Source organism: Pedobacter sp. Bi126 (assembly GCF_918698245.1).
GTDB lineage: Bacteria > Bacteroidota > Bacteroidia > Sphingobacteriales > Sphingobacteriaceae > Pedobacter.
Window position 1 is genome coordinate 50,243 of sequence record NZ_CAKKMS010000012.1, and the last position, 15,149, is coordinate 65,391.

General features: G+C 37.3%; 15 protein-coding genes. 7 read left to right on the forward strand and 8 right to left on the reverse strand.

Annotation, left to right across the window (positions count from 1 at the left end; translation table 11 throughout):
- Positions 1-104: 104 nt before the first annotated feature.
- The 3 genes from LQ201_RS25205 to cmk all read right to left on the reverse strand — a co-directional run bounded on the left by LQ201_RS25205 (position 105) and on the right by cmk (position 3,481).
- A complete protein-coding gene (locus LQ201_RS25205; protein ID WP_230146430.1) occupies positions 105-1,604 on the reverse strand; it encodes a YgcG family protein in 1,500 nt (499 codons plus the stop codon).
- Positions 1,605-1,663: 59 nt separating this feature from the next.
- Positions 1,664-2,494: a DUF1080 domain-containing protein gene (locus LQ201_RS25210; RefSeq protein ID WP_230146429.1), complete on the reverse strand. Its 831-nt coding sequence runs from the start codon at positions 2,492-2,494 to the stop codon at positions 1,664-1,666.
- Positions 2,495-2,800: 306 nt separating this feature from the next.
- A complete protein-coding gene (gene cmk, locus LQ201_RS25215; protein WP_215130722.1) occupies positions 2,801-3,481 on the reverse strand; it encodes a (d)CMP kinase in 681 nt (226 codons plus the stop codon).
- Positions 3,482-3,611: 130 nt separating this feature from the next.
- Here cmk and LQ201_RS25220 point away from each other — a divergent pair, with 130 nt between their 5' ends.
- Positions 3,612-4,136: a ferritin gene (locus LQ201_RS25220; RefSeq protein WP_215130724.1), complete on the forward strand. Its 525-nt coding sequence runs from the start codon at positions 3,612-3,614 to the stop codon at positions 4,134-4,136.
- Between the two features lie 38 nt (positions 4,137-4,174).
- Positions 4,175-4,585: an alternative ribosome rescue aminoacyl-tRNA hydrolase ArfB gene (gene arfB / locus LQ201_RS25225; protein ID WP_230146428.1), complete on the forward strand. Its 411-nt coding sequence runs from the start codon at positions 4,175-4,177 to the stop codon at positions 4,583-4,585.
- A gap of 2 nt (positions 4,586-4,587) precedes the next feature.
- On the opposite strand, the gene LQ201_RS25230 is transcribed toward arfB, so the two are convergent.
- The 3 genes from LQ201_RS25230 to lon form a co-directional block, all read right to left on the reverse strand.
- Positions 4,588-5,103: a murein L,D-transpeptidase family protein gene (locus LQ201_RS25230; protein WP_230146427.1), complete on the reverse strand. Its 516-nt coding sequence runs from the start codon at positions 5,101-5,103 to the stop codon at positions 4,588-4,590.
- A 39-nt stretch (positions 5,104-5,142) separates the two neighbouring features.
- Positions 5,143-6,093: a lipid A deacylase LpxR family protein gene (locus LQ201_RS25235; RefSeq protein ID WP_230146426.1), complete on the reverse strand. Its 951-nt coding sequence runs from the start codon at positions 6,091-6,093 to the stop codon at positions 5,143-5,145.
- 83 nt (positions 6,094-6,176) lie between these two features.
- Positions 6,177-8,648, reverse strand: a complete 2,472-nt coding sequence (gene lon, locus LQ201_RS25240) for an endopeptidase La (RefSeq protein ID WP_230146425.1) — start codon at positions 8,646-8,648, stop codon at positions 6,177-6,179.
- Between the two features lie 317 nt (positions 8,649-8,965).
- Here lon and LQ201_RS25245 point away from each other — a divergent pair, with 317 nt between their 5' ends.
- Complete coding sequence (locus LQ201_RS25245) at positions 8,966-9,586, forward strand: tetratricopeptide repeat protein (RefSeq protein WP_230146424.1); 621 nt, start codon at positions 8,966-8,968, stop codon at positions 9,584-9,586.
- 51 nt (positions 9,587-9,637) lie between these two features.
- On the opposite strand, the gene LQ201_RS25250 is transcribed toward LQ201_RS25245, so the two are convergent.
- Together LQ201_RS25250 and gpmI are read right to left on the reverse strand one after the other, a co-directional pair.
- A complete protein-coding gene (locus LQ201_RS25250; RefSeq protein WP_230146423.1) occupies positions 9,638-10,168 on the reverse strand; it encodes a hypothetical protein in 531 nt (176 codons plus the stop codon).
- A complete protein-coding gene (gene gpmI / locus LQ201_RS25255; RefSeq protein ID WP_230146422.1) occupies positions 10,168-11,691 on the reverse strand; it encodes a 2,3-bisphosphoglycerate-independent phosphoglycerate mutase in 1,524 nt (507 codons plus the stop codon). Before gpmI ends, LQ201_RS25250 begins: the two co-directional genes overlap by 1 nt.
- Before the next feature lie 173 nt (positions 11,692-11,864).
- Here gpmI and LQ201_RS25260 point away from each other — a divergent pair, with 173 nt between their 5' ends.
- The 4 genes from LQ201_RS25260 (at position 11,865) to LQ201_RS25275 (ending at position 14,865) form a co-directional block, all read left to right on the forward strand.
- Positions 11,865-12,263 (forward strand): DUF4783 domain-containing protein, encoded by a 399-nt coding sequence (locus LQ201_RS25260; protein ID WP_230146421.1) that lies wholly within the window; start codon positions 11,865-11,867, stop codon positions 12,261-12,263.
- A gap of 160 nt (positions 12,264-12,423) precedes the next feature.
- Entirely contained in the window at positions 12,424-13,266 is an 843-nt protein-coding gene (gene nadC / locus LQ201_RS25265) for a carboxylating nicotinate-nucleotide diphosphorylase (RefSeq protein WP_029279400.1), read from the forward strand.
- A 49-nt stretch (positions 13,267-13,315) separates the two neighbouring features.
- On the forward strand, positions 13,316-13,963 hold the full coding sequence (plsY, locus tag LQ201_RS25270) for a glycerol-3-phosphate 1-O-acyltransferase PlsY (protein ID WP_029279402.1): 648 nt from the start codon (positions 13,316-13,318) through the stop codon (positions 13,961-13,963).
- A gap of 95 nt (positions 13,964-14,058) precedes the next feature.
- A complete protein-coding gene (locus LQ201_RS25275) occupies positions 14,059-14,865 on the forward strand; it encodes a M48 family metallopeptidase (RefSeq protein WP_230146420.1) in 807 nt (268 codons plus the stop codon).
- Positions 14,866-15,149: the final 284 nt, after the last annotated feature.

Below are 15,149 nucleotides of genomic sequence, written 5' to 3' on the forward strand. Positions count from 1 at the left end.
AAATACTTTTAATAGGTGAGGATAAGATTGAAAAAAGGTGCTGCTCCTTCCCTGAAATCTTCTTTCAGCAGCGTCAAAACATCTTATAAAACGGATAAGTGAGACTACCAGCTTCCGCCAGTACCGCCACCACTGCTACTGCCACCGCCCCAGCTGCTGCTTGATGATGAAGAAGATGAGCTGCTGCTTGAAGAGGAACTTGATGACGAACTCGATTCGACCAACATAGCCAATGTGATCCACTTTATAAATTCTGTTTTTTTACAAAAACTGCATTCATTTATCAGCTTTGCTTGCCCTTCGTGACTGTAAGTGGCCTGTTTAACTGTAACGCGTTCATTCAGCTTGTATGTCCTAAAAGCACATTCGGGGCATTCGGTATAACTGTTGTATTTTTCCGCTGGCCATGCCTTAATCATATGTTCTTTATGGTCTGTGCTTTCCCAGATATCGTAATCGTAAGCTAAAACAACTTCCTCTTTACGTTGCCCTGCAGTTAAAAAGGGCTCCCCTTCTATGTTGATATCGCGATCTACTCGGGTCATCGGGTTGTTTTTACTATCCAAAACTGGCTTGAAACGATCAATCGTTTTAACACGCTTGACAAGGTGGATTATAATTGCAATTAAAATTATAGGAGAGAAAAGAACTAACCACCAGTTCTTTTTATGGAAAGCCACAACGGCATCAAAGAAATTTTTATCGTCCTGGTGTGCTTTTCTTAATGCCGACAGATAGAAAAGGTAACGAAAGAAAAGCAATATGGCCAGGATAGAAAAAAGAATGTAAGGGATATGTGCTAATTTTATCTTTTCGAACAGCTCAAAAGCACCAGTAAAAACAAAAATAAAAATAGAAACAAATACAATAAAGAAAGCCACCCCACAGCCTTTAGCTATGGTAGCATCATAACTATTTTTCTTGTCAAAGCCTTTTGGATTTAAACCATTTTTGGCTTGCCTGTTCACAATTTTGAACACCCCCCAAAATACCAATAGGATAATCCCTGTAGGAAGCCAAAAATTTTCGAGTGAACTATTGCTCTCGTGTTGGGTGAAAAACTGATTGAGCTCTGATTTATTTTCAGGTTTTAAAATAATTACACCAATGGCATTAATGGTATTCGTTATCCCGGTGCTAAAATCATTTTGCCTGAAAGCTGGTAGGAGGTTCTGCTCAGCAATATGTTTAAGCTTTACATCTGGCAATACACCTTCAATTCCTGTTCCGGTAATGAACCGGTACTTTCGCCGGTCTTTTGAAATAAATAACAATAAGCCATTATTGCTGGTTTTTGAACCAATTCCCCAGGTGTTAAAAAGCTCAAATGCAAAATCGAAATCTTCTTTATCATGGTCGAAATCGTTAACAATCACCACTGCTACCTGAACATTGGTTTCATGTTCAAACTGGGCAATGGTATTATTTAAACCCGAAACCGCACTAATTCCCAGAATGCCGTCAGGATCACTTACATAACCTCCGCCATTGTTTTTTGGATCTGGTATGTCTTTTACTTTGTAAGCAGTTTGCCCAAAAGTAATATTGGCAACTAAAAGAAAAAATAGTAGGGTTATGGGTTTAAACAAACGGGTATTGAGCATCGTCTAAATTTAGGTGCGAGGTTTTATATCATGATCTAACAACTAAGTAATGATATGGTTTACTCTTTTAATATTTTAGCCAATACCTTATCTAGTTTTGCTTTATCTTTCATGTATGCTTCCAAATTGTAAAGTTGCACGGTTTTAAATTCTATCGGGTGGCTTTCGCTCTGTAATGAAATATAACCTGATGTTAATGCTTTGCCGTCTATTTTAACTTTCGGGTCAAAATTTGAAACACTGCCACCGCCAATTTGAGGTTTAGTGTATTCTAAAACCACTTCGCCTGCTATAATGTGTTTTACAACCGAATCACCTAAAACTAAAAATTCTGCGGTTACCCATTGGTCGCCAGCATAGGTTTTCGATTTGGAATCTAAGCAGTGTCCGGTAAATAGTTTTCCATTATAATCAATTAGTGTTCCAGGTGTACATACGTTACTGGTATGGCGTTCATGTTCACCATCTCCGCCAAGAATTTGGGCTTCAATCGAAATCGGGAAATCCTGGTTTTTTAACATTGTTGCCGGATCCTGGCAATGTAACATGGCACCACTATTTCTGGTTGCCCAGCCTTCACCACCTTTAGCCTGATCACCAACAAAGCGGTAGGTTACTTTTAAAAGATAGGCCGAAAAAGGTTTTTTGTAGAAAATATGTCCGTATTGTTGGTCAAATTCTTTGTATCCATCATAACTCACCTTCATTACTCCATTTTCTACACGAAAAGTATTGGCATAATTTTCTTTATAGTCGTGTTTGGCGATTTTAATGTTCCAATCTTTTAAATCTTTTCCATTAAAGAGATTGATCCAGCCTTTTTGGGCATTGGCGTTGAGGATAGTAAGCGATAAAAATAATACCGCAAGATAAATTGATTTTAGTTTCATAGTAACGTTTGGGTTGGGTGCTAAAAATATGAAATTTTTTTTGAAGTCAAAGGTCAACAGCCGGATAGTTCATGGTTGGTAGTCTGGTAGCCCATAGCTTGGAACCAGTTAACCGATAGCAATTAACCTTAGAGATACGTCATTTCGACTGGAGCACCGCGGAATGGAGAAATCTATTTAGTCTAAAATCCCTAGTCTTAAGACGATTAACTAAGCTATGTATTTGGGATGCAGCGATAGACATCAGTTAACCTATTTAAACAATTAACCATTGACCAATGAGCTAATGACTAGTGAACCAATGAACTAATGAACCAAAAACGGTTGCACTCTTTCCAATGCAAAGTCTAATTGTTCTTCCTGTGTAAGATCGGTATTATCTAAAATAATAGCATCATCAGCCCTAACTAACGGACTTTCCTTACGGGTGGTATCGGCATAATCGCGATGGGCAAGGTTTTCAAAAACCTCTTCCAGGGTAGTTTTGTTATTGCCTTTGCTCTCCAGTTCCTTAAATCTGCGTTCAGCCCTGATTTTCGGATCGGCCGTCATAAAAAATTTCACAGGAGCATCGGGGAAAACGGTAGTGCCAATATCACGGCCATCCATCACGATGTTTTTCGATTTACCCATGCGTTGCTGTTGCTTCACCATTTCATGACGCACAATTTTATGCGCCGAAACCTCACTTACATTTTCAGAAACAGGCATTAAGCGGATTTCATCAGAAACCTCTTCACCATTAAGGGTAATATGGGATTCGTAATCGCGGGAGTGGAAATTCAGTTCGATGTGCTGTAAAGCATCAACAACTTTGGCATCATCAGTAATATCGATGTTATTTCTTAAGAAGTATAGTGTAACGGCACGGTACATCGCTCCGCTGTCTACATAAATAAAACCTAATTTTTTAGCCAGTGCTTTTGCTAAAGTACTTTTTCCGCAAGATGAGTAGCCATCTATTGCTATTACCAGGTTTTTCTTCATCGTAGCGCAAAGGTAAAAAATAGAAACAGAATGCTGAATTTTTTTAAAGGTATAAAGATAGATTCTAAACAAGATAATGCTAAAACATTGATTTGCTGGATGCGTTTAATTATAAAATAAATACACGATTATGTTGTTATCTGAAAGAATGTTGGCGGCGCTGAATAACCAGGTTAAGCTGGAAGCCGAATCGTCTCAAGTTTATCTGGGCATTGCCTCATGGTTAGAAACGCAGCCAGGTTTAGAAGGTTATACCGAGTTTTTCTACCGTCAGAGTGAAGAGGAACGTCATCATATGCTTAAACTGATTCATTATATCAATGATCGTGATGGGCATGCGATGATTACTGCCCTTGAAATGCCCAAAAATTCTTTCGGACAGGTAATAGAGGTATTTCAGGATTTTCTGGATAATGAGTTGTTGGTATCAAAAAGCATTAACGATTTGGTAGAACTTTCACTGAATGAGAAAGATTATCTCACATTTAAATTTTTGCAATGGTATTTAGATGAACAATTGGAAGAAGAAAAAATGGCGAAAACGATGTTAGAGAAACTTCAATTGGTAGGTAGTGATAGAGGAGGCATTTACCAATTGGATAAAGATATTGTAGGGTTACGTAGCAAGGTGAGCGAATCGAAAGAGGGAGAATAATCTGTTTTTATTAAATTCCAAATTATTACTTTTGCGGCATGTTGCCTACGAGAGAAGAAATTTTGCGGTCTGTTACTTTCAAAACTTCAAGAAGTGGGGGTAAGGGTGGACAAAATGTAAATAAAGTTTCGAGTAAGGTAGAATTAATTTTCGACCTGGAAACAGCTTTTTATTTGGATGAAGACGAAAAGATACGCATAAAAGAAAAACTGGAAAATCGACTAGATTCTGAAGGATTGTTACATATTGTTTCGCAAGAGGATAGGAGCCAGCTACTCAATAAAGAGAAAACAGTTGCCAAGTTGATTGAATTGTTAAAGCGATCGTTACACGTTCAAAAAAAGCGAAAAGCAACTAAAATACCTAAAGCTGTTATTCAAAAAAGATTAAAGAATAAAGCCGTTAATTCCGATAAAAAGGAGAGTCGCAAAAGACCATCAATTGATTAAATCTACGGCCTGATTTCTATTTTAGTCCCAATATTTACAGCATAAAACAATTCGTCTACTTCGCTATTGGTTAATGCCATACAGCCATTTGTCCAATCGAATAATCGTTGAAACTTACCGATAAATCCTAAATGGTTCCTGATCCCATGTATTTTAATATCACCACCGGGATCTTTACTTAGTAGTTTTGCCTTAGCAATATCTTTTTTATTTGGGTAAGACACTCCAAGGTTTTTATGATAACCACTATTTTGGTTTTTGGCATTGATTACATAAACCCCCTCAGGTGTTTTCTCATCACCTTCGAATTCTTTGTGTCCAACCGGGCTGTCGCCCAATGAAATCTGATAAGTTTTAATTAATTTCTGTTTTGAATAAGCCAGTAATTGCCGGTTTGACTTTTTAACAATGATATAATCGATTTTGGTATTAGTTGGTAATTTCTTTTCAGGGTATACATTGTAAATAACTGCACCAATAATGAAGGACAAAATGATAAAAAAAGTTGCTTTTTTCATACGCTGCAAATTCTCAATTAACTAGTTTAAATAGTTAACCTAGCTCTTTCCAAACCGATAATACAAACTTAAACCACCATAATTCTGTGCTTTAGCCACACTTTTAACTTCTTTGGTTTTAAAAATAATATTGAAATCGGCAGTAATTCTTTTTGAACTATAATTTACACCAAACTGTTGCTCAAAAACAATCGGTTTTACCCCAAAAGTTAATGGACTGTTGTTGTTAAAAAGACTTCCCTGTATAGTGGCATCGTAGGCAACAAAGTTTAGCTGTGGTTTTACATAAAAGAAAAATTCCGAGCTGTTTAAGCTTTTGGTTTTTGAATTTCCGATCACCGCGTTGTGATAAGCACTGTTGAACAATTGATTTAGTTTGCCGGCCCTAAAAAGCACCGATGCACCCAAACCCGAAAAAGTTGTTCCTAAGTTGGCATAACCCTGGGCACTGATATCCACAATGGGATCTTCTGGCCTAAAAAGTAACTTGCTATAATTTGCCGTAAGGTTTATGGCCAGTTCATTTTTAATCTGGTAATCCCAACCCGCAGGGGTATAAAAACCTACGGTTTTATGTAGGAAACGTTGTGCTGTTTGGGCAAGCGAGTTAGGGCCAACCGTTCCCAATTCTACACTGGTTTTTAAAACGCTCTCATTTTTATAGAAAACAGAATATGCACCACCTGCATAAAGATAACCTGCAAAAGGCCTGTCCTGATCTTCTTTGTTAGGAACCTGGCCCCAATAAGGCGTATACATTTTCTGCCCGGCAGAAATTTCGTAGGTCTTTTTCTCTATTTTATCTGAAAACTTTTCGGTATTAATGGCATGGCGGTAGTAGATAAATAATCCGTTGGTATAATATCGATCGTTTAAAGTAGCCAGGTAAGCATCGTTTTCGGTTTTAAAACCGAATTCGTTTTTAAAGGATTGAGCGAAACTGGTTGAAACAACCAAACAAAAAACTATAGTGAATAAAAATGATCTCATAAAAAAGCCCAGGCGATTTACCTAGGCTATAAAAGTATTTATTGTAATTGGATTTTTGATTGTTAATCCAAAAGAATTAGCAATTAGTTTACAATCGGTGCAATTTTAACACTTAAATCTAAAGGTTTTTTAACCTTGTTTTTGGTTAAAGCTAACTCAATTACTTCACTCATTTCGGCTACATAATGGAATTTTAAATCCTTGATGTAACTTTCTTTAATCTCTAAAATATCTTTACGGTTGCTTTTGCAAAGGATAATTTCTTTAATGTTTGCTCTTTTTGCAGCTAGGATCTTTTCTTTGATACCACCAACCGGAAGTACTTTTCCGCGTAAAGTAATCTCGCCAGTCATAGCTAAATGCTGTTTTACCTTGCGTTGGGTAAATGCCGACGTTAGGGCGGTAAGCATCGTTACACCGGCCGAAGGGCCATCTTTTGGTGTAGCGCCTGCAGGCACGTGAACGTGAACATCCCAGTTATCAAATAAACTGTAGTCTATATCAAATTCGGCTGCGTGGGCGCGTAAATAAGCTAGCGCGATAACCGCCGATTCTTTCATTACATCGCCAAGGTTGCCTGTTAAGGTTAATTTTCCTTTTCCTGGGCTTAAACTCGATTCGATGAATAAAATATCACCTCCTACGCTTGTCCAGGCTAAACCTGTTACAACTCCAGCCACTTCATTGCCTTCGTATAAGTCTTTATCGTAAATTGGTGCACCTAAAATGCGCTCTACATCATCATTGCTTAAATTTGAATCGTAGGTTTCTTCCATCGCAATTTTGGTGGCCACACCACGCACTAAAGAACCTATTTTTTTCTCCAAACCACGTACGCCTGATTCTCTGGTATAATCTTCAATTACTTTTTCGATTAGTGGAGTTTTTAAGTTAATATCCTTGGTTTGTAAACCATGGTTTTCTTTCTGTTTAGGCAACAGGTATTTTTTAGCGATTTCTATTTTCTCTTCAATCGTATATCCGTTTACTTCAATAATCTCCATACGATCTAACAAAGCAGGTTGAATGGTACTTAAAGAGTTTGCTGTTGCAATAAACAGGATGTTTGATAAATCGTAATCCATTTCTACATAATGATCGTAGAAGGCGCTGTTTTGCTCAGGATCTAATACTTCAAGCAAGGCTGATGATGGGTCGCCACGGTGGTCGGTTCCTACTTTATCAATCTCATCCAAAACAAAAACAGGATTATCTGCCCCCGCTTTTTTAATAGAGGAAATAATACGGCCTGGCATTGCACCAATGTAAGTTTTACGGTGGCCACGGATTTCTGCTTCATCGCGGATACCACCTAAAGCCATACGTACATACTTACGGCCTAAAGCTTTCGCAATAGATTTTCCTAAAGATGTTTTACCAACTCCCGGAGGGCCAACCAAACATAAGATTGGCGCTTTCATATTACGCTTTAATTTTAAAACTGCTAAGTATTCTATAATGCGTTGCTTAACTTTTTCTAAACCAAAGTGATCTTTATCTAAGATACGTTGTGCTCTTTTTAGGTCGAAATTATCTTTCGTAAACTCGCTCCAGGGTAAATCTAAAAGAAGTTCCAAATAATTTAACTGAACAGAGTAATCCGGTGCAGCAGGGTTCATTCTACCCAACTTATCTAGTTCCTTATCAAAATGTTCGGCAACTGCTTTTGCCCATTTTTTCTTCTTGGCTTTTTCTTGTAAAGCATCGAATTCTAAATCAGCAGAGCTGCCTCCCAATTCTTCCTGAATGGTTTTTAGCTGTTGATTTAAAAAATAATCACGTTGTTGCTTGTCTAAATCGGTACGTACTTTCGATTGGATCTGATTTCTCAGCTCCAGCATCTGCAGTTCGACCATTAAAAGCTCCATTACCTTTTGCGCTCTTTCCTGCAATTTATCCATTTCAAGGATTTTTTGCTTATCGGCCATTTCGGCATTCATATTTGATGAAATGAAATTGATCAAAAATGAATTGCTCTCAATGTTTTTAAGTGCAATGCTGGCTTCACTTGGAATATTTGGTGATAGCTGGATAATCTGAGCAGACATTTCGCGGATAGAAGCGATTAATGTTTTAAACTCTTTGTCTGCTTTGTGCTTTTGTTCTTCGAATTTTTTAACAACGGCTTTAATGTAAGGTTCATTCTGCACCTCTTCAATTAAGCGGAAACGTTGTTTACCCTGGATAATTACGGTGGTATTTCCATCAGGCATCTGCAACAGCTTTATGATGTTTGCAACCGTACCAACCGTGTTAAGCTGCTCAAAAGTAGGGTCTTCAATGGAAACGTCTTTTTGAGAAACAACCCCAATAATCTTATTCCCTTTGTACGCTTCCTTAATTAACTTAATTGATTTATCTCTTCCAACAGTAATAGGAATAACTACGCCTGGAAATAAAACTGTGTTTCGCAAAGGCAATATGGCCAACGTTTCGGGCGTTTCCTCATTATTCATCTCCTCTTCGTCTTGTTGAGACATTAAGGGGAAAAATTCGGTATCCTCATTTATGATTGGCATTGCTGTATGGAAATCAAATATATCTTGTTTACTCATTATCACATTTTCCGCTAACGACAAACTGGCAGTTTAATCGTATTCACTTTGTTTAATTTTGGTATTAAGTTAATAAATTCAACTCTTGTGCCAAAGTGAAAATAATATTAATCTTATGTTAAAAAGGCAGAGTAATATAAATATTTTTACCAATATCATATAAAGCATATTTTAGCGTTTAAGCTAATGTTTAGGGTATTTGGTTTTGAATGAAAGAAAATTAAAAACTTTTAAATTATCAGAATAGGATTATATTGCAAAAAATTTCTCCTATAAATTTGGTTAGGCGTTAGATTTGTTAAACTTATTACTCATACATGAACTATTTTAAAAAGGCGATTTTAGGATTAATTATTTTTACATCAACTAGTAGTTTCGCACAAAGCAATTACGAAAGAAGCATGCAGGCGATGATGAAAGGTGATTATAAAACTGCCGCGATACAATTAGAAAAAGCTGATACTAAAACTCCTGATAATGCAAACGTGCTCCAAATGCTTGGATATTCTTATTTCCAAAATCGTGAATACGAGAAATGTATTGCAACTTACAGCCGTTTATTAACCATCAAACCATCTGAAGTTTCTGCATATTATTACCGTGGGATAGCAAGATTAAAAATCGCTAACGATCCTAAAGAGTCGTTAAATACTATGCGCGAGAACTTTTATTTGGCATCTCTCAAAGATTTTACAAAAGCCATTGAAATTAATGGTGATGAAGACGCTCAAATGTTTCAAAACCGTGGTTTAGCTTACAAAGACTATGCAATTTTCAGATCTTTTAAAGCGAAGAAAAAAGAAGAAAAAGCGGCTTGTGTAGCTTTGTTCAATAATTCTATCGCTGATTTTCAGAAGGTATTAACCTTGCAACCATTAAGAAAAGATATTATTGATTGGGTAACCTACGATAAGGCACAGATAGCAAGCCTTAAATAAAATACAACTTTTAAAGAAATGGGGCCTGAATATTTTCGGGCCCCATTTTTTTTATTTCAGCTTCCCAATAACCGAATACTTCTTTTCGTTTAGCAATCTAATTTTCTGCTGCTTTTTGATCGCATAGAGGCTATCTGGGCAGTAGGTTAACGTATCCTGAGATTGGTATAAGATATTTTTATTATCGATAATGATCTCTATTTTGCCAGCTTTCTGGCCTTTCCAAGTTATAGAAACCTTCTTAATAGGGATTTTTTTATTATTGGAAGTATAAATATCTACCCCATCTTGTTCTTTTGTTTTAAAACTTCCTTTCCACGATGTTTTATTGATGTCAGCGTTGACAAAAATGGCCAATTCTTTTGCCCAGTCAGCAATTTTAGCTGTTTTGCTTTCGGCTGCCCCATTTATACTAACGGTTTTATTCACAATGGGATTCAGTCTCTGTAGGCGCGAAATTTCCTTTCCAAAATATCCTTTTATATCAAAATATAATAAATCGGTATTTGCTTCAGCTTCTTTTCGCTGATTGCAGGAAAACAATGCCAAAGCAAATACTAGGATATGAAGTTTATTAACCATTATACTAAAACGTTTCCTGTCATTTCTGCTGGAATAGCCACTCCTAATATTTTTAGAATAGTAGGAGCAATGTCGCCTAATTTACCGTCTGCAATGGTTTTATAGTCCTTATCAATTAAAATACAAGGAACCAGGTTGGTGGTATGCGCAGTATTGGCAGAACCATCTTTATTTACCATAAATTCAGAGTTTCCATGATCGGCCAAAAGAATAAACGAATAACCATGTTCCAAACCTTTGTTTACCACAGTTTCTGCACATTTGTCTGCAGTTTCTACTGCTTTTATTACAGCTTCAAAAACACCTGTGTGGCCAACCATATCCGGATTGGCAAAGTTTAGGCAAATAAAATCAGCCCATCCGGTTTCCATTTCTTTGGTAATGGCATCTGTAATCCCCGCGGCACTCATTTCTGGTTGAAGATCATAGGTGGCTACTTTTGGTGAAGGAATTAAAAGGCGTTTTTCGTTTTTAAATTCGGCTTCCCTTCCGCCCGAGAAGAAGAAGGTTACGTGTGGGTATTTCTCAGTTTCTGCAATACGGATCTGATTTTTATTGTTGTTTGCCAGTACTTCACCAATAGTTTGGGTTAAATCATCTTTGGTGAAAATTACATTTACCTTTTCAAAACTCTCATCGTAAGTAGTCATGGTAACATAATACAATGGAAGTTTATGCATCTGCTGTTCTGGAAAATCTTTTTGCGTTAATGCAGTGGTGATTTCACGACCTCTATCAGTACGGAAATTAAAACAGATTACCACATCATCATTTTGAATCGTAGCAACTGGTGCACCATTATCCTGCGTTAAAACGATTGGTTTTAAAAACTCATCGGTTATGCCATCGGTATATGATTTTTTGATTGCTGCCAAAGCATCCTGGGTTTTTTCGCCAATACCGTTTACCATTACATCGTAAGCTTGTTTAACACGCTCCCAACGGTTATCACGGTCCATCGCATAATAACGGCCAACCATAGTAGCCAATTTAGCATTGGTGTTTTGGATATGGTTTTGCAGATCAGTGATAAAGCCCAGGCCTGAGTTTGGATCAGTATCACGGCCATCTAAAAAAGCATGGACAAAAGTATTTGGCACATTTGCTTCGTTTGCGGCATCACATAAAGCTTTTAAATGTTCGATATGCGCATGCACACCGCCGTTTGAAACGAGTCCGATGAAGTGAACCGCTTTATTGTTCTGCTTAGCATAATCGAATGCACTTACCAAAACCGGGTTGCTGTGCAATTCTCTGTCGGTAATCGATTTGTTGATTCTTCCAAGCTCCTGGTAAACTACCCTACCTGCGCCTAAGTTCATGTGCCCAACTTCGGAGTTACCCATCTGCCCAGCTGGCAAACCCACAGCTTCACCAGACGCTTCAAGCTTAGAATTTGGGTATTTCTGTAATAACGAATCGAAAAAAGGAGTGTTGGCAGCATATGCAGCATCAGAATTATCTTGTTTTCCGTAGCCCCAGCCATCTAGAATTATAAGCGCGAGTTTTTTATCGTTTACCATTTTTGTTGTAAAATTTATTGATCCACATTAAAACATTTTCATGTATAACATGTTTTAGTGTTTTGTTTATATGGCAAATATAACTTTATTGATGCTTATACAAATGAAGAAATCCTTTTTTTGATACGCTAATGGCATAATTTTAGCTATAGGGTTCTGTATAAAATACAGAAATGATCCGGAGCTTATTTTTACTCATTATTAGTTTGTCATCATTATATCACCCTACAGCTCTTCAGGCAGATATTATTGATGATTTAGCCTCGTATTTTAAGGCTGGCAATTCAAAAGAAATTGCGAAAAGTTTCGCCTCAACTATCGAACTTATTATAGTTGATGAAGAAGATGTATACTCAAAAGCACAGGGTGAACAGATTTTAAGAGATTTTTTTATTAAACATCCTCCAGTAAAAACAAGTATTTTTCATAAAATTAATACGAATCCAAATTATCGTTTTGGCGTAATTATTCTAAGTACCGCCAAAGAAACCTTCAGGGTTTCTATTACCATGAAAAAATTCAATACCAGCTTTTCGATTACTGAATTAAGGATCGAACCGGCAAAGGATTAATTGGTCAGGTAGTATTTACGAAGTTATGCCACCAGTATGCCTGTGCCAACTTCATAAGTCGCGGAGGTTAGAAACTTCTGATGTTAACAGATCACTTTAACGCTTCAGTAAATTGTCTGCTAATAAATATTTCTTATTTTTGCGGCATAAAATCTACATTTTGGATACTCAACTTATACATCAATTCATAAAAAATGCCCTTGCCGAAGATGTTGGTGATGGCGATCACACTTCACTTTCAACAATTCCACCCGGAACGCAGGGAAAAGCAAAACTGATTATCAAAGAAGATGGTGTTTTGGCTGGAATTGAACTGGCACTTGAGATTTTTAAGGAAGTTGATGATACTTTAAAGGTTGATGTACTGTTGCAGGATGGTGTAGCGGTAAAAGTAGGCGATATTGCCCTAACCGTTTCAGGAAGTACGCATGCTATTTTAATTGCAGAGCGTTTGGTTTTAAACTGTATGCAGCGCATGAGTGGTATTGCAACTAAAACCCATCGGATTGTTTCTTTATTGAAAACAACTAAAACCAAAATTTTAGATACCCGTAAAACCACTCCAGGGCTTCGCTATTTAGAAAAATGGGCAGTAAGGATAGGAGGAGGTGTAAATCACCGCATTGGTTTATATGATATGATCTTAATTAAGGATAATCATGTAGATTATGCAGGAGGAATTTCAAACGCCATTACAGCTGCTAAAAAATATCTAATTGATCAAAATAAATCACTTCAGATTGAAATTGAGGTGCGCAACCTGGAAGAATTGTCTCAAGTTTTGTCTATAGGTGGTGTAGACCGTATTATGCTTGATAATTTCAGTTTCGAAAACTTAAGGGCTGCGGTTAAATTAATCGACGGTAAATTTATTACAGAGGCTTCTGGAGGGATTACTGAAGAGAATGTTGCCGAATATGCTGCTTGCGGAGTAGATTTTATTTCGATGGGCGCGCTTACACACTCTGTGAAAAGCCTGGACATGAGTTTAAAAGCATACTAAAGTGATTTGCTATAAAATTAAAAGCTTATTTTTTGTATCATTGTAGGCTATGGTTACGGTTTATTCTCTCAGCGCGTTATTAATCGCCTATCTTTTTGGATCTATACCAACAGCTGTATGGCTTGGTCAGGCCTTTTATGGGGTCGATGTAAGAGAGTATGGAAGTGGCAACGCTGGCGCAACCAATACTTTTAGGGTATTGGGCAAAAAAGCGGGAATTGCTGTAATGATCATCGATATTGCAAAAGGTTATACCGCAACCAATCTGGCATATTTAATCGGCATGTCGGTAACGGGGCCACAAAATTCAGTTGTTTTTGTCAATTACCAACTTGCACTGGGTGTAACCGCAGTAATGGGACATTTATTTCCTGTTTTTGCAGGTTTTAGAGGCGGAAAAGGTGTTGCTACACTTTTTGGAATGATTTTGGCAGTTAACTTCGAAGCATCTATGCTTTGTGTTCTGGTTTTTGTGGTTGTGTTGTTGTTAACCAAATATGTTTCATTAAGCTCCATTTGTGCAGGATTTACTTTTCCGCTCAGTGTGGTGTTCTTGTTTCAGGTTTCAATCAAATCGGAAGTGCTTTATGGCATGGTGGTTTGCATTTTAATCTTAGTTACGCACCAAAAAAACCTCGAAAGATTGCTGAAAGGCAAAGAATCTAAAGTGTATTTGTTTAGGAAGAAAACTAATTAATTAACAAAACACATTTCATTAAAACTTATTTATAGGCTTACTGTTTAATCTTCGGTTTTGCCTATCAGTATTTACTAATCATTTAAAATCGCATTATGAAAAAGTTATTTTTAACAGCAAGCGTTGCTGGAGTATTATTATTTAACTCCTGTTCTACCGTTCCTTTAACAGGCCGTAGTCGATTTGATTTAGTGAGTAACGACCAGGTTTTGCCAATGGCTTTCCAGGCTTATAGCACCTTTTTAACGGAGAATAAAACTACAGTTTTACCGGCCTCAAATGCGCAGGCATTGAAGGTTAAAACCATTGGTAGCAGATTAATTACGGCTGTAAAATCGTATATGAACAGCAATAATTATGGTAACCTGATTGCAGATTACCAGTGGGAGGTTAATGTGGTGCAGAACAACGAGAAAAATGCCTGGTGTATGCCAGGAGGAAAGATTGTAGTTTATACCGGTATTTTGCCCGTAACACAAGACGATGCAGGTTTGGCCACCGTAATGGGCCACGAGATTGCCCACGCTATCGCAGGTCACTCTGCTGAACGGATGTCGCAGGAAATGGTTGCCCAAGGTATTGGTGCTGCAGCAGGTGTTGCGTTATCTAAAAATCCAAAAACTCAATCTATTTTTAATACCCTTTATGGTGTGGGTACACCAGTGGCGATGTTAAAATTCAGTCGAAATCAAGAATTAGAAGCCGATCGTTTAGGCTTGATTTTTATGGCCATGGCCGGATACAATCCACAAAATGCCACGGCTTTCTGGAATAGAATGTCGGCGGCATCGGCAGGTGCTCAAAAACCAGCCGAGTTTTTAAGTACCCACCCAAGCGATGCGACACGTATTGCACAGATCCAAAAATATTTGCCTGAAGCGCAACAGTATTATAAGAAATAGTTTAGGGTTTAAGGTTTAAGGTGGAGGGGTATGCGTAGTGCAGAACCCCATCTTTTTATTTATTTTTACCTGGTCTTAGCGTCTCCAATGCTATTAAGTTAAGGTTTTTTGGATTTTGAGATAGTTTTTTTTAGTATATTTATATACAATCAAAAAAGATACATGAGTTTAATTTCCAGCAATATTTCCAAGGAGAAACATATCGTTTCTCCTAAAAAACATGTGATTTTATTCAAAAAAATCCGACCCCTGAGAAGTATATTACCAAAGCAAAGTTTTTCATC